The following is a 20,298-nucleotide window of genomic DNA, read 5'->3' on the forward strand; positions in this document are numbered from 1 at the left end:
GAGTCCACGATCGATAGGGGGCGTTTATTCCATTATGTCCTCGTCGCCGGCCCGAGCCGGATTCCGAGACGCCGCTTTGCACCTTGTGACACGTCGTTGATCGAGCTCTAAGATCGTGGAGTGAGCACTTTCCAGGATTCCCAGTTTCCGTCCGAGAACGATGATCCCACCGATTCCTTGGTCAGAATGCTCGACCTCGAGCCGAGCACTCCGTTGCGAACCACGGAGGACATCTTCGTGGGACACACGTTGGCTCCGGAAACCCCGCGCGTCTTCGGCGGCCAGGTCTTCGCACAGTCCGCCATGGCGGCCAGTCGCACCGTCGACGACGACCGACCGATCCACTCGATGCACGGCTACTTCCTTCGCCCGGGGGACGTCACCCAACCGATCGTCTTCGGCGTCGAGAGGATGCGCGACGGCCGGTCATTCTCGGCACGACGGATCCACGCGTATCAGGACGGTCAGGTCATCCTCTCGTCGATTGCCTCGTTCCAGACCCCTGCCGAGGGGCTCGAGCATCACGAACCCATGCCCGACGACGTTCCCGACCCGGAGACTCTCTCGAGTCCCGAACAGCTCTGGAGGCATATCGACCATCCGCTGGCGAAGCGGGTCGTTCACGGCAGGCCGTTCGAGATCCGATACGTCACGGAACCCATATACCTCAAGCCTTCGGAGTCCCGGGAGCCGGTCAATGCCGTGTGGTTCAGGACCCATCGCAAGCTCCCGGATGATCCCGTGGTGCACCGTGCGGCCATCGCTTACGCTTCCGATTACACCCCGATGGACCCAATTCTCCGGCGACACGGCATGGCCTGGGTCGATCCGCACCTGACCATGGCTTCGTTGGACCACGCCATCTGGTGGCATCGGGACGCACGGGCCGACGATTGGCTCCTTTACACCCAGACCTCCCCCAATGCGTCGAGCTCTCGGGGGCTGGCCTGTGGAAGGATCTTCGACCGCCATGGGTCTCTGGTCGCCACGACCACGCAGGAAGCGATGGTCCGAGTTCGGGCCGGTGCGGACCGCACCTGACTCGGACCGGACGAGCCGCACCTGAGCCCCAATCACGACGACGGCCGCCCACCCTCTCGGGTGAGCGGCCGTCGTCGTGGTGTCCCGCGGGTCAGTCGCGGGTCAACCGGCGGTGAGTGAGGCGATGCGGGCGAGCCGCGTCGGGGCCCATCCGCTCGACCTTGTTCTCTTCGTATGCTTCGAAGTTCCCCTCGAACCAGTACCACTTGTCGGGCTCTTCCTCGGTGCCTTCCCAAGCAAGAATGTGGGTCGCGACGCGGTCCAGGAACCAGCGGTCGTGCGAAACCACCACGGCACAACCCGGGAAGTCGAGCAGCGCGTTCTCGAGCGAGGCAAGGGTTTCGACGTCGAGGTCGTTGGTCGGCTCGTCCAGGAGCAGCAGGTTGCCGCCCTGTTTGAGGGTCAGCGCCAGATTCAGACGATTGCGTTCACCACCGGAGAGCACTCCGGCCTTCTTCTGCTGATCCGGCCCCTTGAACCCGAAGGCCGACACGTAGGCCCGTGAGGGCATTTCGACCTGACCGACCTGGATGAAGTCGAGCCCGTCGGAGACGACCTCCCAAAGTGACTTCTCGGAATCGATGTTGGCGCGGTTCTGGTCCACGTAGGAGATTTTGACGGATTCACCGATCTTGAGGTCGCCGCCGTCCAGCGGTTCCATACCCACGATGGTCTTGAACAGTGTCGACTTGCCGACGCCGTTCGGTCCGATCACGCCCACAATGCCGTTGCGAGGCAAGGAAAAGGACAGGTCCTTGATGAGGCTTCTGTCCCCGAATCCCTTCTGGAGGTTGTCCGCCTCGATCACGAGATTGCCCAGTCGGGGTCCCGGCGGGATCTGGATTTCTTCGAAGTCCAGCTTCCGGGTCTTCTCCGCCTCGGCAGCCATTTCCTCGTATCGGGCCAAACGAGCCTTCGACTTGGTTTGACGGCCCTTGGAGTTGGAGCGGACCCAGTCCAGTTCGTCTGCCAGTCGTTTGGCGAGCTTGGCGTCCTTCCGGCCCTGGACCTCCATGCGCTTGCGCTTGGTCTCCAAGTAGGTCGAGTAGTTGCCCTCGTACCCGTAGAGACGGCCGCGCTCGACCTCGCAGATCCATTCCGCGACGTGGTCCAGGAAGTAACGGTCGTGGGTCACGGCCAGAACGGCACCCTCGTAGTTCGAAAGATGCTGTTCGAGCCAGAGGACGGACTCGGCGTCGAGGTGGTTGGTGGGCTCGTCGAGGAGCAGAAGATCGGGCTTCTGCAGCAATAGCTTGCAGAGGGCAACTCGACGGCGCTCACCACCGGAGAGTGTGCCGATTTCCGCGTCACCGGGCGGGCAGCGGAGGGCGTCCATCGCCTGTTCCAGCTGGCTGTCCAGGTCCCAGGCATTGGCCGCGTCGATGTCGCCCTGCAACGTGCCCATTTCTTCCATGAGCGCGTCGAAGTCGGCATCCGGGTTGGCCATCTCTTCGGAGATCTGGTTGTACCGGTCCAGCTTCTCCTTGATCTCGCCGACGCCTTCCTCGACGTTGCCGAGCACCGTCTTCTCCTCGTTCAGAGGCGGCTCCTGCAACAGGATGCCCACTGAATATCCGGGGCTCAGGCGCGCTTCGCCGTTGGACGGCTCGTCCAGGCCGGCCATGATCTTGAGGATGGTGGACTTACCGGCACCGTTCGGGCCGACGACGCCGATCTTGGCGCCTGGGTAGAACGACATCGTGACGTCGTCCAGGATGACCTTGTCGCCCACCTTCTTGCGGGCTTTAGACATCGTGTAAATAAATTCAGCCATATGGCCAAGGCTACTATCTTTGCCTATTCCGTGTGGACGTGTCCGACCATGCAACGCCCCGACCCAAGAGTGGGAACTGTCACGACGGTCACCGTGCGATTGGCCCGCACGTCGACCATGTGACAGCTTTCGTGGTCCCTGACGGCTGCATCGACGTTGTCGACGTCCAGGCCCGTCGGTGTGATGTTCTGGCCTGTTTCGATGTCGGACGTGTCCCACCCCATGCCAACCAGAGCCTCGCGCACACGGGCTTCCGTGACATCGGTTTCGGAGACGGCAGCAGCGACGACGCTTTCGATGGCTGATGTGTCCCCGTGCCCGGCGTCTTCCCTTCCGACAGGGGCCGAGGTTTCGGCGATGCGGTCTGCAGACTCGGAGAGCGGCGCGTGGCACCCGGCGAGGAAGCACGTCGTTCCCACAGCGAGGGAAATCCTCATCACCGCACGTTCCCACGGGCCACGAACCCCACCCACGAATCCCCCTTGGGTCAGTCTCTGCAGAATCTCCGGCCCGCGGCGCATTCAGGGGCCCGTCGGCGGCAATTGTATCTCCGCCAGGCACCCTGGAGCGGGCACGCTCCCCTCGCCGAACCCTGGCGGGTGCACCGGTCTGGCCTCATTGGTCCGAGGAGGCCGATTCCTTGCTGTCTTCCACGCCGGCGCCTTCGCACACCAAACCCGAGAGATCGGACTCGCCCGCCAAACCGATGTCTTCCAGAGATTCCTGGGCCTCCACCAGCGGGTCGCTGGGCGGGGCGCTCTTCGGGTTGGCGTTCGCGGACAGTCCGTGCTTCTCGGCCGCCGCCTCCCACGAGTTCTCAGGGTCGGCACTCCCAGGAGACTTGATCTCCGTCCGTGTGCCACGCTTCCCAGAATTCCGGGCATACGTGGCCGTACCAAAGGCCAGATCCGGTCCGACAGATTGGGCCTCGATGTCCACGCTGGTGCGTTTTTCATACTGGGCCGTGGTCCAATGCCTGACTTTGAGCTTTCCACGGACGAGGACCGGGTGCCCCACCTTGATGCTGGCCGCGATGTTGGTCGCCAGAGTCCGGAACGAATTCACGGTGAACCAGTTGGTATGGCCTTCGGCCCAGTCACCGGTCCGGCCGTCGAACCAACGGGCCGTAGATGCCACTCGGAATGAGCAGACCGGTGTCCCATCAGGCAGTGTTCGCAGGTCCGGGACGGTCGCGACAAAGCCGCGTATCGTCAGGTGATCAGTCATTGCTTGTCCTCCGATCCTTGGCGTCGGCGTCGCGTCGACCGCGATCGCTCCTGGCAGCAACAGGTTGCCCCAGCGGCGCACCCGGTCGCAGGAGCCACAGGAGATTACCCGACCAACTGTGGATGCTCACCTCGACCACCCTGAGAATTCAGACCGTGTGGATGGGCCATTTCCTTCATGCTCTTCTGGATCACCCTCGCCACTTTGGCAATTCATCGGTACCACTTCGTCAATCGAGTGAGCAATATGTGATCATTGTGCCCATTTCGGACCGATTGTGCTGTTTTGTAGCCTTTTCACCAGGCAAGAGATCCACCATTCGGCGTACAGGAGATCCATTGACCCCCACCGTCACTCGCGAAACAACTCAGAACATCCACGCTTACGGCCCCGCACCCGCCAAGGTTTCTCCGCGAGAAAACGAGGGCATCGCGCCGAAGCAGGACCCATCGCGCGTGATCCTGGTACGCCCACATCAGTTCACGCCCAACCCACTCACGGAGACGGACAACAGATTCCAGAGCACACCGTCCGGCGATCCGGACCAGGTCGCCCAGGCCGCCTTCGACGAGGTCACGAACCTGGAGCGCACCCTGCAACGGCTGGGGGTCGGCGTGGCCGTCTTCGAAGATGCGACCGTGGAAACTCCCGACAGCGTGTTCCCCAACAACTGGTTCAGCACGCACGACGACGGAACCGTGGTCATCTACCCCATGCACGCGCCCAACCGTCGGGCGGAGCGCAGGGAAGACATCTTGTCCCACCTCAATCGTTCGGGCGTGGTCACGCGAGTCATCGATTACAGCTCCGCCGAAACCGACCGCATGTACCTCGAGGGCACGGGGGCCATGGTTCTGGACCACGTTCATCGGATCGCCTATGTGTGCCGGTCCCACCGGGCATCACAGCCCATACTCGACAAGTTCTGCGCCGACCTCGGTTTCCGAGCCCTTGTTTTCGACGCCGCGGATTCATTCAATTCTCCCGTGTACCACACCAACGTACTGATGTCGGTCGGCACAGACGTCGCGGTCATCGGCGCGGAGATGATCAGAGATGAGAACCAGAGAGCTGAAGTCCTCGAAACGCTGCGGTCCACGGGCAGGGAAGTTGTCGAACTCCAGGAGTCCCAGATTCAAGAATTCGCGGGCAATTGTCTCGAAGTTGCGGGAGCGGACGGCCCGACGATGGTCATGTCCACGACTGCCGAGAAGGCCCTCACGGCCAATCAGCTGAGCCGCATGTCCCGCCACGTCGGCATCGAATCGGTAGATGTATCCACGATCGAGTCTGCGGGAGGCTCCGTTCGTTGCATGATCGCCGGCAACCATCTGGCGCCGCGGTCGTTGTGATCCAGCTCTGACGAGGACCAACATCGTCCTTGGCCTCCGCCCTGGCACGGAGCTTGTGCGGTCGCTGTCCTGGGGCTATGCCGGACTTGTCGCGGCTGTCATGGACGGCGCCGACCTTGCTGACCACCACGAGATCTTCCCGAGAGGGGTACGGCGCGGTTCGGATCGCCTCGTTGACGTACCCATCGCCGTAGAACTGTGCGGTGTCGATGTCGTCCAGATCTACTCGTGGACGCACTACGTCCGTACAACGAGAACACGACGACAGCCGCAAGTCCTTCCAGGGATCAGCCCAGGCGCCTCACTGACGGACCCACAGCGATTCGAGCGCTCTAGTACCCCGTTTTTTGGCCACGTTCCGGAAGCTGAGTGACGGATCGAGGGGCCGGAGCACCTCAGGGCTCCCCGCTGGTCTCGGGCCCGACCACGCAAACGGCGACTCCTGGTTTCGGGCCGTCAATTGGTTAATGAGTGATCAGTATCCGAGCAATACCGTCACCCAGATCCCACTCGGAGACACCGGACTCGACAGCCGGATATGTGTTCTGAGGCGCCATGCAACTCAGGAGAACGACAGCGGAAGGGCGGTTGGGACAAGAACTATGAGGCCAGCAAGTTGATACGCCGCCATACATCGATGGGTCGCGGCCCAATAAACGAGATCAAACCCCGCCGAGACGGGCGGGGTTTGCGGTGCCCCAGGAGGGAGTCGAACCCCCGACCAAGAGATTAGAAGGCTCCTGCTCTATCCACTGAGCTACTGAGGCTTGGCCATCGCGACCTCGTACAGACTACCGCGAGATGGCCTCGGCTCTCCACTTCCGGAAGCTACACGATCGTGCCGACGCGTCGTGACCGCCTGAAGACTCGACGCGTGGAGGGGTCGATGAACATGATGTACAGCCCGTACAGCAGTGCCACCACGGCCGCCACGAGCCGGCCCATGTTGATGTCGAGGCTCAAGTACGGGAAAACATCCAACTGGTCGGATACGGCCCACATCATGAAGAACAGAGTGGTCAGCAAGAAGAAATCCACGTGCCAGTCCGAACGGATCCCCGTGGCGGCAAAGAAAGGGATCAACCACACCACGTACCAGGCCTGAATCATTGGGTTGAGGATGACGACGAGGGTCAGGGCGATGGTCAGCCGCCGGATCAGCTTTTCGTCCCGGCCGACGAATGCGAGCACCGCGGCGCCCAGAACACCGACCATCTGGCCGACCTTCTGCACCAGGGACTGCAAGTCACCACCGGGCAGCCCCAGCGAATCACCCCACAACCGCATCAGGAATCCCGCCAGCCCGACGGGGGCGTACCAGATCCAGACGCCGCCGGTCGTCGTCAGCGCTCCGACCCAGTCGAAGCCGAAGCCGTTCGCGAGCCCCATGAGCCAGAGTTCCAGAAGGGCCACCCCGGCGGTCAGGAACCAGAAGAGGAAGCGACGGGGCCAGGAGGCACCGCGACCCGCCCACAGCAGGCCCACGAAAGGAAGGATCAGCAAGGCAATCGGCTTGACCGCGACGGCCAAGGTCGTGAGCGTGATCCCGCCGAGCCCCCCGGCGGTGTTACGCCACCGGGCCGCCACGTAGACAGCGGCCATCATGAGGCCGATCATCAGGGCATCGTTGTGCGCCGAGACCACGAAGTGCACCAGAAACATGGGGTTGGCCAGGCACAGCCAGCAGGCCCGCGTGGGATTCACGCCGTGCAATGCGGCGAGCTTGGGCAGGAAGTAGGCAATCAGTCCCACCCCGATGAGGGCAACGAACCGAAAAAGATAGAAACCGACGTCGGGCGAATCCCCGGCGATCCCGACGACCACGCCCTCGATCCAGAGAAAGACCGGGCCGTACGGCGGCGGAGACTGGCTCCAGAGTTGGTCCGCACCGTTCTGGAGAAAGTTGTTGACCGAGGAAACGCCCGACTCGTAGGGGTTGAGCCCTGACTGGTACACGCGCCCTTGCGCAAAGTACGAGTAGACGTCACGGCTGAACAGCGGTATCGCCGCCATCAGTGGGACGGACCAGGAAATGATCGCGGCCGTGACCCATTTCTTCGCAGATTTGCTGGCCCAGTCGACTTTCTGGCTCAACCGCATCCACTCGCGGGTCAGGGCCATCGCGCCGATCGAGGTCACGATGATGCACATGACGACGGCACCATCCGTGTACCGCAGGGAAATGATCCACGGGTGCAACCGCAGGGACGAGATGGGCGCGAGCCACCCGATGCCGAAAGACCCGAACATCAGCAGAACAGAACCGATCGTGCCCATGATCACGGTCCTGAGCGGGCTTCGTTGCACGAACCGAGGTTCCCGGTTGCGCCGTTTCCGAAGCATCGCGCTATGGCTCAAGCTTCCCCCTTTGTGCTGTGGTCTCGTGCCGGAAGTCCGCCGGAACTCGGGCAAGACTTCGATCGATTTTACAGGTCCCGCACTGCCGGCGCGGACTCTTAGGCACGATCGAAGCGGAGAGGTAGGTTGGGAGCGTGTCAAAAACGAATGAACGCATAGTATGGATCGACTGCGAGATGACCGGTCTCGATCTGGAGCGGGACGCTTTGATCGAAGTCGCGGTTCTCATTACCGATGCCGAGCTCACCATTCTGGACGAGGGTCTCGACGTGCTCATCAAGCCTGAGCCGGAAGCGCTGGAGCAGATGAACGATTTCGTGCGGAATATGCACACGACGTCGGGGCTGCTCGAGGAGCTCGACCAGGGGCTGACCATGGAGGAAGCCGAGCACCAGGTGCTCGAGCACATCCGCAAGCACGTCCCGGAGGCCGGCAAGGCTCAGTTGGGCGGCAACTCGATCGGTACCGACAAGACCTTTCTCTCACGGGACATGCCCAAGGTCATCGAGCACCTCCACTATCGAGTGATCGATGTATCGACCATCAAGGAGTTGTCCCGTCGCTGGTACCCGCGTGCGTACTACCAGGCACCGGCCAAGACGGGTAACCACCGCGCACTGGGAGACATCAAGGACTCGATCGTGGAGCTCCAGTACTACCGCGAGGCGGTTTTCGTTCCGCAACCGGGACCGAGCTCCGAGGACGCCCGAGAGATCTCCCGCCGCTTCTCTCCCGACCAGTCGGAGGACTGAGCTCGACCCCGCGGGTGTGAGAGTTCTCACTGGGGTCTCATTGCTTCGAATTGGCACCGCTGGCGGGGCTCATGTAAGCTCTAATTCGTTGTCCGATTGCTGATCGGGCACCGATTCTTGGTGGGCGTAGCTCAGTCGGCAGAGCGCCTGGTTGTGGTCCAGGAGGTCGCGGGTTCAAACCCCGTCGCTCACCCCAGATAAACGAGGTGTGAACCCACCGCTGGTCATCCAGTCAGGGTTCGCACCTCGTTTTCGTATCCGCGCCGCCTTGTCCGTGACCTGGCCTTCAGTCTTCGTCCGACCCACCCAAGCCCCTCGCTTCCAGGGCGTCGCCGACTTGGTCTGCGTGCTGCAGAGTAAGCACGAGGACAGGCATGACCCAAGCCCACGGCGCAATGCGCACTCCCCTGGCCTTCTGCGCGTCCCTCACCTCCTTGACGATCCCTCCGAGCTGATTGACAGATGTCAACGTCAAAGCCATGGCGAGGCCTATCCGTTCCGGGTTCACGCCAAATCGTCGAAATGGCCCCAGGACACGCTCGCAGGTTTCGATCATCCCCTGGACCGGTGTGGTTCGGGTGACGACCTGAGCGAGCAGAATAATCGCCAAGACCCGCACGGTGTTGCGGACAGCGTCGAGCGGCTCGAGGAATATCGCCTGAGTCACCGCCAGAAAAGCAAGGATCAGCAGGAGTCCGCGCAGATCTTTGAAGAACAGCCGCATTCCGAGCCCCGCAACCGCATATGCAACCGGTGCGATGCCCAGGCACACGCCGATCGTCCACCATGTCGCCGGTGCGAAGGAAAGCCCGAGGGCGATGAGGGCGAACGACAAGAGCTTGCCGCCCACAGGCATCTTGTGAACGGGGCTGCTTCCCGGAGAGTAGAGGGAAATCAAGCCAGAATCCGTTCGTAGCAATCAATCACGTGCGCCGGGTCGCCCTGTTCCGCAAGCGAGCCGTCGGCGATCAGCACGGCCTGATCACACTGTCTGGCCAAGTCGAGGTCATGCGTCACGAGGAGCACCTGTGGGGCCGCCGGTTCGAGCAATCGTCGCGCGATAATGCGTCGATGCCGTGCGTCCAACAGACTGGTTGGCTCGTCAGCGATGATCAGATCAGGTTCGCCGACCAGCACGGAGCACAGCGCCAGACGCTGCATCTGGCCACTCGAGAGTGCATGGCACGGGCGATCCGCCAGGTCTTCGAGCTCGTGTTCTCGGATGGCCTCCTCGACTCTGGCCGAGATCTCCTCCCGAGACAGTTTTCTTCCTCGGAGCGTGAGCGCGATGTCCTCGCGCACCGTGGGCATAATGGTCTGCGCTCCGGGATTCGCGAACACGAATCCTACGGCGCGCCGCAAGCGCTTGGCCTGCCCGACGGTGTCGATGCCGTTGACGGCGACCTTTCCGGCCGTAGGCTGAACGAGCCCGGCGATGGCTTTGGTGAGCGTGGATTTCCCGGAACCGTTCTCCCCGATGATGGCGATGCGTGGTGCGTCGAGGTCGGCCGTGACCGAGTCGAGCAGGAGGACGCGCCCCTCTGGCCCCTCGACTTCGACCGTGAGGTTGTCGATGGTGATGCTCATGCGTTGTACTCCAGGATCATGGTGGCGCCCATACCGCCTCCAATGGCACATGTCGTGAGCCCTCGCGCTCCCGGACCTTCTACCGATAGCCGGTGCATGAGGGTCCCCAGGGCGATGGCCCCCGAGGCGCCCCAGGGGTGGCCCAGAGCGAGCGCTCCTCCGCGGGCGTTGACTCGAGGATCGATGGCGTCGCCGGTGGCGAGGTGAAAGGGATCGAGGAAGGCGATGACTTGGGCGGCGAATGCCTCGACGACCTCGATGACGTCCATGTCGTCCATCGTGAGCCCAGCGTGGGCAAGGGCCCGCTGAGTGGCCTCGACCGGGGCGAGCCCCGGGAGCGCTGGGTCGCCGCCGGTCAGGGTCGACGCGATGATGCGCCAATGTGGTCCGTCGGTCGATTCAAGGGGCGTGACGGCCACGCCCGCGGCCCCGTCCGAGATACGGGCGGTCGTCCCGGGCGTCACGGTAGCGTGCTCCGCGCCGATGATGGGCGAAAATCTCCTCAGGCTTTTTGCTGTGAGTCGCCGCGGGCCATCGTCGACGATTCGGGCGCGCCGATCGCTCCCCACCACGTGGCTCGTTTCCCGCGCCCGATGCTGCTCCGAGGCCAGGGCAAGCCTGTGACTCCGGAGGACGTAGCCTTCTTGCCTTTCTCGGGAGATCCTCGTGATGTGGGCCAGAACGTCGGCTGCCTCGATCATGTCCGGGTCGGGAAACCCTCGGGGCGCGAAGGGGGCTCGGTCGAAGGGCACGCCGTCATAGGAACGCGTGGGAGCCGTCGAGGCCGATTCGGCCCCGCCCGCGAAGATCGTGTTCCCGGTCGCGGCGACTTGGTGGGCAGCCTGCTGAACGGCTGCCAGGCCCGAGCCGCATTGGACGTCTATCCCCCACCCGACGCAGCTTTCCCCGAAACCTGCCGCAAGGGCCGCATTGCGTCCCAGGTTCCCGCCCGGCCCAGTGCAGTTGCCGAGCATGACGCCGTCGGGGGCTCGACCCAAGTCCGTCGCCAGGTCGGCCAGGACCGCGGCGGCGAGTTCTTCGACGCGGTAGTGGGCAAGGGCTCTCGAGCGCGCGGTGATGGGGGTTCGACGGGTCGCGGTCAGCGCTGCGTGGGGCATGGTGTTCCTGGGGCGAGTCTGAGGAGTCTCATCGGAGTTCCTCGAATTCTTCGGGCGTCGGTCTGCGAATCTTGCCGGAACCGGTACGCGGCAATCGGGTTGTCGTCTTCCACCGACGCGGAATGTGTGCGGGGGTCAGTTGCGCTCTGGCGTTTTTCTTGACGCGTTCCAGAAGGTCGGCTGTGTCCCTGCGGTCGGTTTCGAGGGCGGCGACAACGAGTTGTCCGGCCCGTTCGTCCGGAACGCCGATGACGGTTGCGGCTTCTACCCCGTGGACCGAGGCCAGGACTTCCTCGACGTCGTTCGGACGGACGGTGGCGCCAGCGGTCTGTATCGCGTCGTCGCTCCGGCCGCGGAGACTGAGTCGGCCGTTGCGTATGACAGCGCGATCCCCGACCGTTGCCCAGGCTCCTCGGATTCGATAGGTGCCGCCGGTTCCGAGCACGGCCAACGCCCGCTGGTCGGTTCGTGCCCAGAGGACGCCGTCCCGGATCCGGAGGTCCACACCCGGGAAGGCCCGCAGGCCGTCGCCGTCGTCGATCGCTACCATGGACAGCTCGGCAGCCCCGAAGTACCCCAGCACGCGGATGCCGTGGTGCTCTGCTCGATGGCGCAATTGCTGGGGCAACCGGTCTCCGCCCACGAATGCCGCCCGTATTCGGGTGGGGTGCCCGGCATCGAGCAGGTCGACGAGGTCACGCAGGTGCCATGGCGTCCCGTGCAGAATCGAGACGTTCCCGATGTCTCCAGGACCCATGCGGTACTTCACCGGCGTGTTGAAGCGGAATCCGGTGTGCGCCGCGTGGGAGGCGGCGTAGGAGGCCATCGACGAGACCGGGTGGGCCGCGATCAGCATGGTGTCCGCGGGGGTCAGTTCGCCCCACTCGTCGAGGAACGGATAGGAAATATCCCACGATTGCTGGGTTCTCAGAATGGTCCGCGGACAACCGGTGCTGCCTGACGTCAATGCCGCCCATTCAGCCTCGTCAGGAATGATCGCGCCGGTCGCGTGCTCGACGACGCCCCGCCACTGGTCTTGGCCCCACCGTTCGTCTCCGATCAGCGGGATGGCGCCTGCCCGCCGTACAGCGAGAGCTTCGTGCAGCACCCGTTCGTGGTCGCGGTCTCGGAGCGGGCGGACACGAGTGGCGAGGCCAGATTCCAGCCGGTGCGTCACTGGTGGAAGGCCCTCGGGTAGGCCTTCCACAGCCCCATGGTCACGATGCTCGCGATGACGGCCTTGATCAGGTCTCCGGGCAGGAAAAGCAGGGAGGCAGTGAAGGTCTGGCCCAGTGACATGCCGGTCACCGCTGCTTGAACGGGGATTCCGATGACGTAAAGAGTGATCATTCCGCCCAGGATGCACCCGGCGAATGCTTTCAACCAGGTCGGTCGCCCCGACCCCGATCGAACAACGAGGCCGACGACGGCCGCGCCGACGACCCAGGCGATCATGTAACCCGCGCTCGGGCCCACGAATACGCCCAGTCCTCCGCGCCCTCCGGAGAGAAGAGGCAAGCCCATCGCGACGAGGGCAAGGAATAGGAACATCGACAGGGCTCCCCTGCGGGCTCCGAGTACCGCGCCGGCCACCATGACACCCAGGGTCTGCGCCGTGATCGGCACGAGCCCGGGCAAAGGGATATTTCCCGGCAGCCCCAGGACAGCGACCAATGCCGCGAAAACCGCGATATAAGCGATCGAATGCGCTACTGACGTCGATTGCACGGTTGCGGTCGGGCGGGCCCCTCCGGGTAGTGAATTCACTGTCTCCTCCATATCGTGCCCGGCCTGTTCGGATCGCCGGATGTCCGGGAGCTCCGATGACCGTCGCGTGATTTTGAACAGTGTTCAGGTTATCCGATAGCACGTCACTCCGCCGCATCGGAGGACGGCCAACGAGTCAGCTGTCCGACTCCAGCATGAAGGGATCCCCTGTGGGTGCCTTGGCATCCCCGTTCTCGACCGTAATCCCGAAGGCCGCAACGGAGCTCAGGTCCTGGTCCGTCATGGTCGTCAGATCACCGCCCGAGTTCTTGCCCTCGTCGTTCGTGCCGCCCGAGAGCGTTCCCGATCCGACCACATTGTGGTCCTTGTCCAGGAGCCAGAGCATGTAGACCTTGCCCTCCGGCAACGGCGGCATGTCCGACGTCGAAACCCCAGCCATGTTGTGGGACGCGGAATACATCACGGAGATATTGGCTCCGTCCATGGTTCCCTTGGCCAGGGAGACGTCCGACGCCGACGAGATCTGGTCCAGAACCGATGGCGACTCAGTCTTCGACCCGGATTCGGACTCGGCCGCAGAGAGCGCGGACCGCGTCTCATCTGCCTGACGCTTCTGGTCCATTCCCCACACACCGGCCACGACGGCCAGGGCCGCGCAAGCAGCGGCGACGGTCACGGGCGCCATGCCCCAGCGTCGTCGGGCCCGACCACGCGCGCCGGATGCGGGCGCCTCCGAGCTCTCAACGGGTTCGGGTGGTGCGGAGGGACCGACCTGTTCTGTCGTAGCAACCTGCCGCATGAGATTTTCTTTGAGGCGGGCAGGCGGCTCTTCGGGCGCGACCGCCTTCCCCAAGCGTGCCCCGACCAGGGCCCATTCCGCGGCGAGATCTTTTTCGGCCCGGCCTGCCCGAGCCTCGAAACGTTCATTCTCCTCGGGATCGAGTGCGTTGAGGGAGTACGCAGCTGCGTCGTCCACGGCGTTCTCATCCGATTTCATACTCGCCTCCCAACTCCGATCGCAGTCGCATGAGGCCAAGCCTCATCCTTGTTTTGACAGTGCCCAAAGGGACGCCCAGAGCGTTCGCGATTCGGCTCTGCGACAGCCCGCCGAAATAGGCCAGGGTCACCACCTCAACCTGAGACTCGGGAACCCTGGACAAGGCCGCATGCACCGAGGCGTTGTCGAGACCTTGCTGAACCGTCGACTCCACGTGCTCGTACGCTTCCTCGAACTCCGCGACCCCGTGGCGCATGTCCCGCTCCGATGCCGACTGAGCGGCTCGGACACGGTCGACAGCGCGACGGTGGGCGATGACGGTAACCCAGGACCCCACCGCCCCGCGCGTCGAGTCGTATTGCGGCGCCTTTTGCCAGACTTCGAGAAACACTTCCTGGGTCACTTCCTCGGCGTGCGCGCCATTGCGGAGTATCCGCTGGACGAGACCGTAAATCCGCGGAACCAAGGCATCATAGAGCTGTTCAAAACAGTTCTGGTTACCGTTCGAGGCGCATTCCATGAGGTTCTGGAGCAGCTCGTGCTCGTCGCGCGCTTCGCGAACCGCTCGCGCGACGTCCGGGTCTCGGGAGTTCTCCTCGACGACCCCAAACCTTCGGGACATATCCACCATTCCCATTCCGCCGACGTCGGCACCGGGCTGACCCGCGTCCGAGGGCTGCCCTGCTTCAGAATCATCACGCACCAGATTTTCTGGCGGTGACAGGGCCGGAGCAAGTGGTCCTCCACAGAAGTCGCATTGCTGGTCACCGGCTGATGTCTTTCGTCATCCTAGTAGCACGCGTTCATGTTGCGTCGGATCGGCTCGTCCGCGGTGAGTCGATCTCTGGAGATTCCCGATACGGTGGTGCCTGTATTCCACTCGAACCGCCCAGGAGGCCTCATGTCCGTTCGCCCGATTGTCATTACCGGCGACCCCGTTCTGCACAGCCCGACGCGGCCCGTCACCGACTTCGACGACGAGCTGCGGCGCCTCGTGGCAGACATGTACGAGACCATGGACGCGGCCCACGGCGTCGGGCTCGCAGCGACACAGGTCGGCGTGCCGTTGCGCCTCTTCACCTTCGTCTACGAGAACGATGACGACGCCCCCAACCGCGGGGTCCTCGTGAATCCTCGGCTGACTCTCGGCAAGATCTCCGAGGTCGAACCGGAGAAGGAGGACGAGGCAGAGGGCTGCCTGTCGGTGCCTGGACTTGCCTACCCGCTCAAACGGGCGGATTGGGCCAAGGTCAGCGCGCAGGACGAATTCGGACGCCCCATCGAATTCGAAGCCACCGGATGGTTCGCGCGCATCATGCAACACGAGACGGACCACCTTGACGGCAAACTCTACGTCGACCGACTCAACGACCGCTGGGGGAAAAAGGCGAGGAAGACGATCAAGAAGGAAGGCTGGGGCAAGCCCGATCTGACGTGGATGCCGGGGGTCGACGAGGATCCCTTCGGGCATTCGGACGAGGATTAGACCTAAAGTTTAGATTGATCAATCTGACCGGGTCGTCACCCGCCGGGAGGGACCACGAGCGTCAGTGAGCGACCCTTATTCCCGTCCGATTCAATTTCAACTTGCCAGTGAGGTTTAAGGATTTCGGCGACGTCGTCAACGGATTGAGGTTCAACCTCAGACTCCAGAAGAATCCGAGCCGCCTCGCCCCGATAATGTTTGGCCATGTGAGAGACCACTTGGCGCTTACCGCCGAGCTCGCGCTCGACCCTGATTCCCACGGTTGTCTCGGCCGGGGCCTTCCACGCCGCCGCGTAGCTCGAGGACCTGCAGTCCACTATCACCTGTCCGGAACCATAGGCATCCAGGACTGGGCCGAGCTCAGCCTTCCACCACGCAGCGAGCGTGCCCGCGGGTGCAACCTTGGCGCCCATGGACAGCCGGTACGCGGGGATGGAGTCAGCGGGGGTCACGGCACCCCAGAGCGCGGAGATGATCACGAGACGGGTCCGTGCGCGTTCCTGGGCGTGGGGGCTCAGGTGCGCATGATCGAGCGCATCGAACAAGACCCCCGTGTAGACGTCGAGCGCCGGGGCCGTCGGTTCCTGGAGCAATCGTGTGTTTCGCTCTACTTCTGCCGCGAGGCTGGGGCCCGTCTTCAGGAGGTCCCCGGCGTCCTCCCGTGCGCTCACCTCGATCAATCGATCAAGCATGGCCTCACGGGCCTCGGTGAGCTCGGGAAAACTCATTTCGGACAGACAGACGCTCGGCCCGGCACTGGGCGCGGTCTTGGACTCGGAGGGAGGAAGCAGAATCAACATCCTTACCAGTGTAGGATTGTCCACCGGACGGGTCGGTCGAGACGATCGCGTGGCGTGTTCGACGTCCCGAGGAAAGTCCGGGCTCCGCAGAGCAGGATGGTGGATAACGTCCACTCGGGGAAACCCGCAGGCCAGTGCCACAGAAAACAGACCGCTTGCTTCGGCAGGCAAGGGTGAAACGGTGGTGTAAGAGACCACCAGTTCCCGCGGCGACGCGGGAAGCTCGGTAAACCCCATTCGGAGCAAGGCCAGACAGAATGCGTGACGAGGGCTGCTCGCCCCAAGCATTCGGGTAGGCCGCTCGACCCCTTGGGCAACCAAGGGGCTAGATGGATGATCGTCACGGCGCGAGGTCAGCCTCGCGGCGACAGAACCCGGCTTATGACTGGCCCGTCCGCCACCATCGGCTGCGATCTGCTGGCTTCCCGCCGCAGCACGGAGGCGGGACCGCGAGCTCACCCCTCGTCGAGGACGCGCCATCTATCCTTGCCAGGGGTGCTGGACGCTCGGCCCTGAAGCGGCCAGCGTGGTTCGGGGTTCCCGAAACCGACGTGGTCGACCGCCGAAGGTGATCGGGACCAATTCCGAGGGTGGCCCCACCGAATACCGTCATCTGCGGGCGTAGCCGTCCCCTTCCGGGCTGGTCGACGCGGATGCTGGTGCTTCACCCGTGGAGACCCGGAAGTCCCACGGGTCGGTGTTCAGGCTGCTCAGGAGGGTCTCGACCTCGAAGCCACGGGCAGCCAGATCGTCTCTGAGCATCTTGGCCCCATGCGCCAGCCAGAGTTCCTCGCTCGCGAAGTGGGAGCAATCGATCAGGTATGGTTTGCCACCATCGAGCAGCGCCCGCTCCCGTGCCTCGGACGCCGGATGATGGCGCAGATCGGCCGTCACGTACACGTCGGCTCCGGAGGCGCGAACATCATCGAACAGAGAGTCCCCGGCTCCCCCGCACACCGCCACGCGCTGGACGATTCCATCCTTCGGCCCGGCGATCCGCAGACCACCGGCCGTAGGCACAAGGGCCGTGGCAAGGCGTTGTGCCAGCTCCTCCAGGGTGATCTCTTCGGAGAGGTCCCCGACCCGGCCGATCCCCGTCGCAGCCTCGGGGTCCCCGAGGGGTACGGCCTCCGTGATGCCGCACGCCCCCATGAGTGCATCCGATACGCCACCGGTCATGCTGTCCGCGTTCGTGTGCGACGCCAGGAGACCGCAGCCGTTTTCGATGAGCGTGTGCACCACCGCGCCCTTGTCGCTCGAGGAGGGCAGGAATGTCGCTCCCCTGAGCAGAAGAGGATGATGGGTGAGGAGCAATTGGCACTCGGACTCCACCGCCTCGCGTGCCGTAGCCTGTACGGCGTCGACTGCGAACAGGATCCTCCGTACCGGCTGATCCCCTCGGCCGCAGACCAGGCCGCTCGCGTCCCACGGTTCGGCCAGTGCTACCGGCCACAATTGGTGGGCCGAGCGGACGACGTCGTTCAAGCTGGGAGTAGTCATGCACCCAGTCTAGGACGCCGCCTGCGGTGCTTCAGGCAGCCACCGGAAGCGGCCGGTCCTGACTCGAGGCGGCTCCCCCAACAGCGAAAGGTCATGACGCAGTCGCTCCGCCGGGACCACAATGGGGCGCATGAAAGAATTCACCGTAGCCGCCGGATGCTTCTGGTGCCTGGATGCTGTCTACCAACGAACTCGCGGCGTGGAATCCTCCGTCTGCGGATATACGGGTGGCAACACCTTCGAGCCCACGTACGAGTCCGTGTGCAGCGGCGAGACCGGGCATGCTGAGGCCATACGAGTTCGCTTCGACGAAACCGTGGTCCCGGAAGACGTCATCATGGACATGTTCTTCACGACCCACGACCCCACGAGCCTCAACCGGCAGGGGTACGACGTCGGCACCCAATACCGTTCGGCGCTGTTCTACAGGGATGACGAAGAGAAGGAGTTCTTCCGCGCACAGATCGAGCGGGCCCAGACCATGTTCGACAAGCCCATCGTCACAACCCTGGAGCCCCTCGGAACGTTCTACCCTGCCGAGGACATTCATCAGGACTTCGAGCAGCGGAACCCGTACAACGGGTACTGCCAGGTGATCATCGATCCCAAACTTCGCAAGGCCAGGGAATATTACAAGATGTGGCTCAGGGACACCTGACGCGGCGCTCGCGGACTACCGTAGTGGCAGAACGGGTGGAACGCCCGATTCCGCCGTTTCCTCAGCTCTAGAAAGGCGACAACCATGGCTAAAATCCTCGACAACGTCACCGAGGCCATTGGGGCGACCCCTCTGGTCAGGCTCAACCAACTGGACAAGGACCTTCCGGGCAACGTGGCCGTCAAGCTCGAGTTCTACAATCCCGCCAATTCCGTCAAGGACCGTATCGGCAAGGCGATTGTCGACGCGGCCGAGAAGTCCGGGCAGCTTCGTCCGGGTGGGACCATCGTCGAGGGGACCTCGGGCAACACCGGTATCGCCCTGGCCATGGTCGGCGCCGCACGCGGTTACAAGGTCGTGCTGACCATGCCGGAGACCATGTCGACCGAACGCCGCGTGATGCTGCGTGCCTACGGTGCGGAGATCGTGCTGACCCCGGGCGCCGAAGGAATGCGTGGCGCCGTCGACAAGGCGGCCGAGATTGTCGAGAACTCCGAGAATGCCGTTCTTGCCCGCCAGTTCGAGAACGAGGCGAACCCCCAGGTTCACTACGACACCACCGGACCCGAGATCTGGGACGCCACCGACGGCGACGTCGACCTCTTCGTGGCCGGCATCGGAACCGGCGGAACCATCTCCGGAGCCGGCAAGTACCTCAAGGAGCAGAAGCCTGGCGTCAGGATCGTCGCCGTGGAACCCTCCGACTCGCCATTGCTGACCGAAGGCAAGGCGGGGCCGCACAAGATCCAGGGCCTCGGGGCGAATTTCCTTCCCGAAACGCTGGATCAGGAGGTCTACGACTCCGTAACCGACGTCAACCTGGATGACGCCGTGAGGGTGGCCCGTGAGCTGGGCGCCAAAGAAGGAATCCTCGGCGGCATCTCATCCGGTGCCAACGTGTGGGCCGCTCTCGAAGAGGCGAAGAAGTCCGAGAACGAGGGCAAGCTGATCGTGACGGTTGTTTGCGACTTCGCCGAACGGTACATCTCGACCGTTCTCTACGAGGACATCCGCGGCTGACGCCACACCGGCTCCCGGAAACGCTGCTTGTGCCCGCACGAGAAATCGTGTGGGCACACGTGCGTGGGACCCACCGCCCGTGCATCCGGGAATAGCGCCCACCGTTCCGAGGTTGCACCAACAGTGAACAGCCCCCTCGCCGGATGTCCCCTCCGGCGACCGGGAAGCCCGCACCCTGCCCGACTTCACCCACGCACGATGAAAGCGACACCGTGAGTTTTCTCAGCCGTCTCAGGGAAGACCTGACCACAGCCCGTACCCACGACCCGGCCGCCCGTGGCGACCTCGAGATCATCCTCAATTATTCCGGGTTGCATGCCATTTGGGTCCACAGGCTCACCCACCGCTTGTGGCAGAAGGACGAATTGCGCACCGTGGCCAGGTCGCTGTCCCAGCTGACGCGCTGGCTGACTGGCATAGAGATTCACCCGGGTGCGAGCATCGGGCGTCGCTTCTTCATCGACCACGGTATGGGGATCGTGATCGGAGAGACCACGGAAATCGGCGACGACGTCATGCTCTACCACGGTGTGACCCTCGGGGGGCGTTCCCTTGAGAAAGTCAAGAGGCATCCCACGCTGGGCCACCGAGTGACGGTCGGCGCGGGAGCCAAGATTCTTGGCCCCATTACGATCGGTGAGGATTCAGCCGTCGGGGCCAACGCCGTCGTGGTGCACGATGCCCCCGCATCCTCCATCGTCACGGGCATCCCCGCGGAGGCTCGTCCGCGAACCCCGGAGAAGAAGAAACCCCTGGTTGATCCCGTGACGTACATCGACCCGGCCATGTGGATCTGAGAGGACCGGATCGTGATTCCGACTCATGTCTCGAAGTGAGCCGTCGGCCCGCAGCCGGGATCAATGCGTCACAGGGGCAGGGGGAACCGTCTGGTCCGATGGA

General features: G+C 63.6%; 20 protein-coding genes, 2 tRNA genes and 1 other RNA gene. 9 read left to right on the top strand and 14 right to left on the bottom strand.

Going from position 1 to position 20,298, the window contains the following annotated elements:
- The first annotated feature begins 186 nt into the window (after positions 1-186).
- Entirely contained in the window at positions 187-1,041 is an 855-nt protein-coding gene (locus AB0Y14_RS02455; RefSeq protein WP_436588803.1) for an acyl-CoA thioesterase, read from the top strand.
- A 91-nt stretch (positions 1,042-1,132) separates the two neighbouring features.
- On the opposite strand, the gene ettA is transcribed toward AB0Y14_RS02455, so the two are convergent.
- The 3 genes from ettA to AB0Y14_RS02470 all read right to left on the bottom strand — a co-directional run bounded on the left by ettA (position 1,133) and on the right by AB0Y14_RS02470 (position 4,042).
- On the bottom strand, positions 1,133-2,815 hold the full coding sequence (ettA, locus tag AB0Y14_RS02460; RefSeq protein ID WP_436587682.1) for an energy-dependent translational throttle protein EttA: 1,683 nt from the start codon (positions 2,813-2,815) through the stop codon (positions 1,133-1,135).
- A 23-nt stretch (positions 2,816-2,838) separates the two neighbouring features.
- Positions 2,839-3,252, bottom strand: a complete 414-nt coding sequence (locus AB0Y14_RS02465) for a DUF6993 domain-containing protein (RefSeq protein ID WP_436587683.1) — start codon at positions 3,250-3,252, stop codon at positions 2,839-2,841.
- A 178-nt stretch (positions 3,253-3,430) separates the two neighbouring features.
- Positions 3,431-4,042, bottom strand: coding sequence for a single-stranded DNA-binding protein (locus tag AB0Y14_RS02470; RefSeq protein ID WP_436587684.1), 612 nt, complete (start codon positions 4,040-4,042; stop codon positions 3,431-3,433).
- A gap of 338 nt (positions 4,043-4,380) precedes the next feature.
- On the opposite strand from AB0Y14_RS02470, the gene ctlX reads away from it, so the two are divergent.
- A complete protein-coding gene (ctlX, locus tag AB0Y14_RS02475) occupies positions 4,381-5,394 on the top strand; it encodes a citrulline utilization hydrolase CtlX (RefSeq protein ID WP_436587685.1) in 1,014 nt (337 codons plus the stop codon).
- A 694-nt stretch (positions 5,395-6,088) separates the two neighbouring features.
- On the opposite strand, the gene AB0Y14_RS02480 is transcribed toward ctlX, so the two are convergent.
- Together AB0Y14_RS02480 and mptB are read right to left on the bottom strand one after the other, a co-directional pair.
- A tRNA-Arg gene (locus AB0Y14_RS02480) sits at positions 6,089-6,161 on the bottom strand.
- Positions 6,162-6,222: 61 nt separating this feature from the next.
- Entirely contained in the window at positions 6,223-7,752 is a 1,530-nt protein-coding gene (mptB, locus tag AB0Y14_RS02485; protein WP_436587686.1) for a polyprenol phosphomannose-dependent alpha 1,6 mannosyltransferase MptB, read from the bottom strand.
- A gap of 134 nt (positions 7,753-7,886) precedes the next feature.
- Between mptB and orn the strand changes: the two genes are divergently transcribed.
- A complete protein-coding gene (gene orn, locus AB0Y14_RS02490) occupies positions 7,887-8,504 on the top strand; it encodes an oligoribonuclease (protein ID WP_436587687.1) in 618 nt (205 codons plus the stop codon).
- Between the two features lie 120 nt (positions 8,505-8,624).
- Positions 8,625-8,700, top strand: a tRNA-His gene (locus AB0Y14_RS02495).
- Between the two features lie 90 nt (positions 8,701-8,790).
- On the opposite strand, the gene AB0Y14_RS02500 is transcribed toward AB0Y14_RS02495, so the two are convergent.
- The 7 genes from AB0Y14_RS02500 to AB0Y14_RS02530 form a co-directional block, all read right to left on the bottom strand.
- The gene (locus tag AB0Y14_RS02500) at positions 8,791-9,402 is read right to left on the bottom strand and encodes an energy-coupling factor transporter transmembrane component T family protein (RefSeq protein WP_436587688.1); all 612 of its coding nucleotides are present in this window, start codon (positions 9,400-9,402) and stop codon (positions 8,791-8,793) included.
- Positions 9,399-10,091, bottom strand: a complete 693-nt coding sequence (locus tag AB0Y14_RS02505; RefSeq protein WP_436587689.1) for an energy-coupling factor ABC transporter ATP-binding protein — start codon at positions 10,089-10,091, stop codon at positions 9,399-9,401. Before AB0Y14_RS02505 ends, AB0Y14_RS02500 begins: the two co-directional genes overlap by 4 nt.
- The gene (locus AB0Y14_RS02510) at positions 10,088-11,209 is read right to left on the bottom strand and encodes a thiolase family protein (protein ID WP_436587690.1); all 1,122 of its coding nucleotides are present in this window, start codon (positions 11,207-11,209) and stop codon (positions 10,088-10,090) included. The genes AB0Y14_RS02505 and AB0Y14_RS02510 overlap by 4 nt, the downstream gene beginning before the upstream one ends.
- Positions 11,210-11,237: 28 nt before the next feature.
- On the bottom strand, positions 11,238-12,317 hold the full coding sequence (locus AB0Y14_RS02515) for an AMP-binding enzyme (RefSeq protein ID WP_436587691.1): 1,080 nt from the start codon (positions 12,315-12,317) through the stop codon (positions 11,238-11,240).
- Between the two features lie 65 nt (positions 12,318-12,382).
- Positions 12,383-12,976 (bottom strand): biotin transporter BioY, encoded by a 594-nt coding sequence (locus AB0Y14_RS02520; RefSeq protein ID WP_436587692.1) that lies wholly within the window; start codon positions 12,974-12,976, stop codon positions 12,383-12,385.
- 136 nt (positions 12,977-13,112) lie between these two features.
- The gene (locus tag AB0Y14_RS02525; protein WP_436587693.1) at positions 13,113-13,934 is read right to left on the bottom strand and encodes an anti-sigma factor domain-containing protein; all 822 of its coding nucleotides are present in this window, start codon (positions 13,932-13,934) and stop codon (positions 13,113-13,115) included.
- Complete coding sequence (locus tag AB0Y14_RS02530; RefSeq protein ID WP_436587694.1) at positions 13,921-14,637, bottom strand: sigma-70 family RNA polymerase sigma factor; 717 nt, start codon at positions 14,635-14,637, stop codon at positions 13,921-13,923. Before AB0Y14_RS02530 ends, AB0Y14_RS02525 begins: the two co-directional genes overlap by 14 nt.
- 198 nt (positions 14,638-14,835) lie before the next feature.
- Between AB0Y14_RS02530 and def the strand changes: the two genes are divergently transcribed.
- Positions 14,836-15,420 carry a peptide deformylase gene (gene def, locus AB0Y14_RS02535; RefSeq protein WP_436587695.1) on the top strand — a complete coding sequence of 195 codons (585 nt, stop codon included), beginning with the start codon at positions 14,836-14,838 and terminating at the stop codon, positions 15,418-15,420.
- Between the two features lie 35 nt (positions 15,421-15,455).
- On the opposite strand, the gene AB0Y14_RS02540 is transcribed toward def, so the two are convergent.
- Positions 15,456-16,220, bottom strand: a complete 765-nt coding sequence (locus AB0Y14_RS02540; RefSeq protein ID WP_436587696.1) for a YaaA family protein — start codon at positions 16,218-16,220, stop codon at positions 15,456-15,458.
- 28 nt (positions 16,221-16,248) lie between these two features.
- On the opposite strand from AB0Y14_RS02540, the gene rnpB reads away from it, so the two are divergent.
- An RNA gene (gene rnpB / locus AB0Y14_RS02545) (RNase P RNA component class A) lies at positions 16,249-16,617 on the top strand.
- A gap of 212 nt (positions 16,618-16,829) precedes the next feature.
- Here the strand turns inward: rnpB and AB0Y14_RS02550 are convergent.
- Positions 16,830-17,720: a Nif3-like dinuclear metal center hexameric protein gene (locus AB0Y14_RS02550; protein WP_436587697.1), complete on the bottom strand. Its 891-nt coding sequence runs from the start codon at positions 17,718-17,720 to the stop codon at positions 16,830-16,832.
- A 130-nt stretch (positions 17,721-17,850) separates the two neighbouring features.
- Between AB0Y14_RS02550 and msrA the strand changes: the two genes are divergently transcribed.
- The 3 genes from msrA to epsC all read left to right on the top strand — a co-directional run bounded on the left by msrA (position 17,851) and on the right by epsC (position 20,195).
- Entirely contained in the window at positions 17,851-18,378 is a 528-nt protein-coding gene (msrA, locus tag AB0Y14_RS02555; RefSeq protein WP_436587698.1) for a peptide-methionine (S)-S-oxide reductase MsrA, read from the top strand.
- Positions 18,379-18,462: 84 nt separating this feature from the next.
- Positions 18,463-19,398, top strand: coding sequence for a cysteine synthase A (gene cysK, locus AB0Y14_RS02560; RefSeq protein WP_436587699.1), 936 nt, complete (start codon positions 18,463-18,465; stop codon positions 19,396-19,398).
- A 212-nt stretch (positions 19,399-19,610) separates the two neighbouring features.
- A complete protein-coding gene (epsC, locus tag AB0Y14_RS02565) occupies positions 19,611-20,195 on the top strand; it encodes a serine O-acetyltransferase EpsC (protein WP_436587700.1) in 585 nt (194 codons plus the stop codon).
- Positions 20,196-20,298 lie beyond the last annotated feature (103 nt).

Origin of the sequence: Rothia sp. HC945 (assembly GCF_051370785.1) — a bacterium.
Lineage (GTDB): Bacteria > Actinomycetota > Actinomycetes > Actinomycetales > Micrococcaceae > Rothia.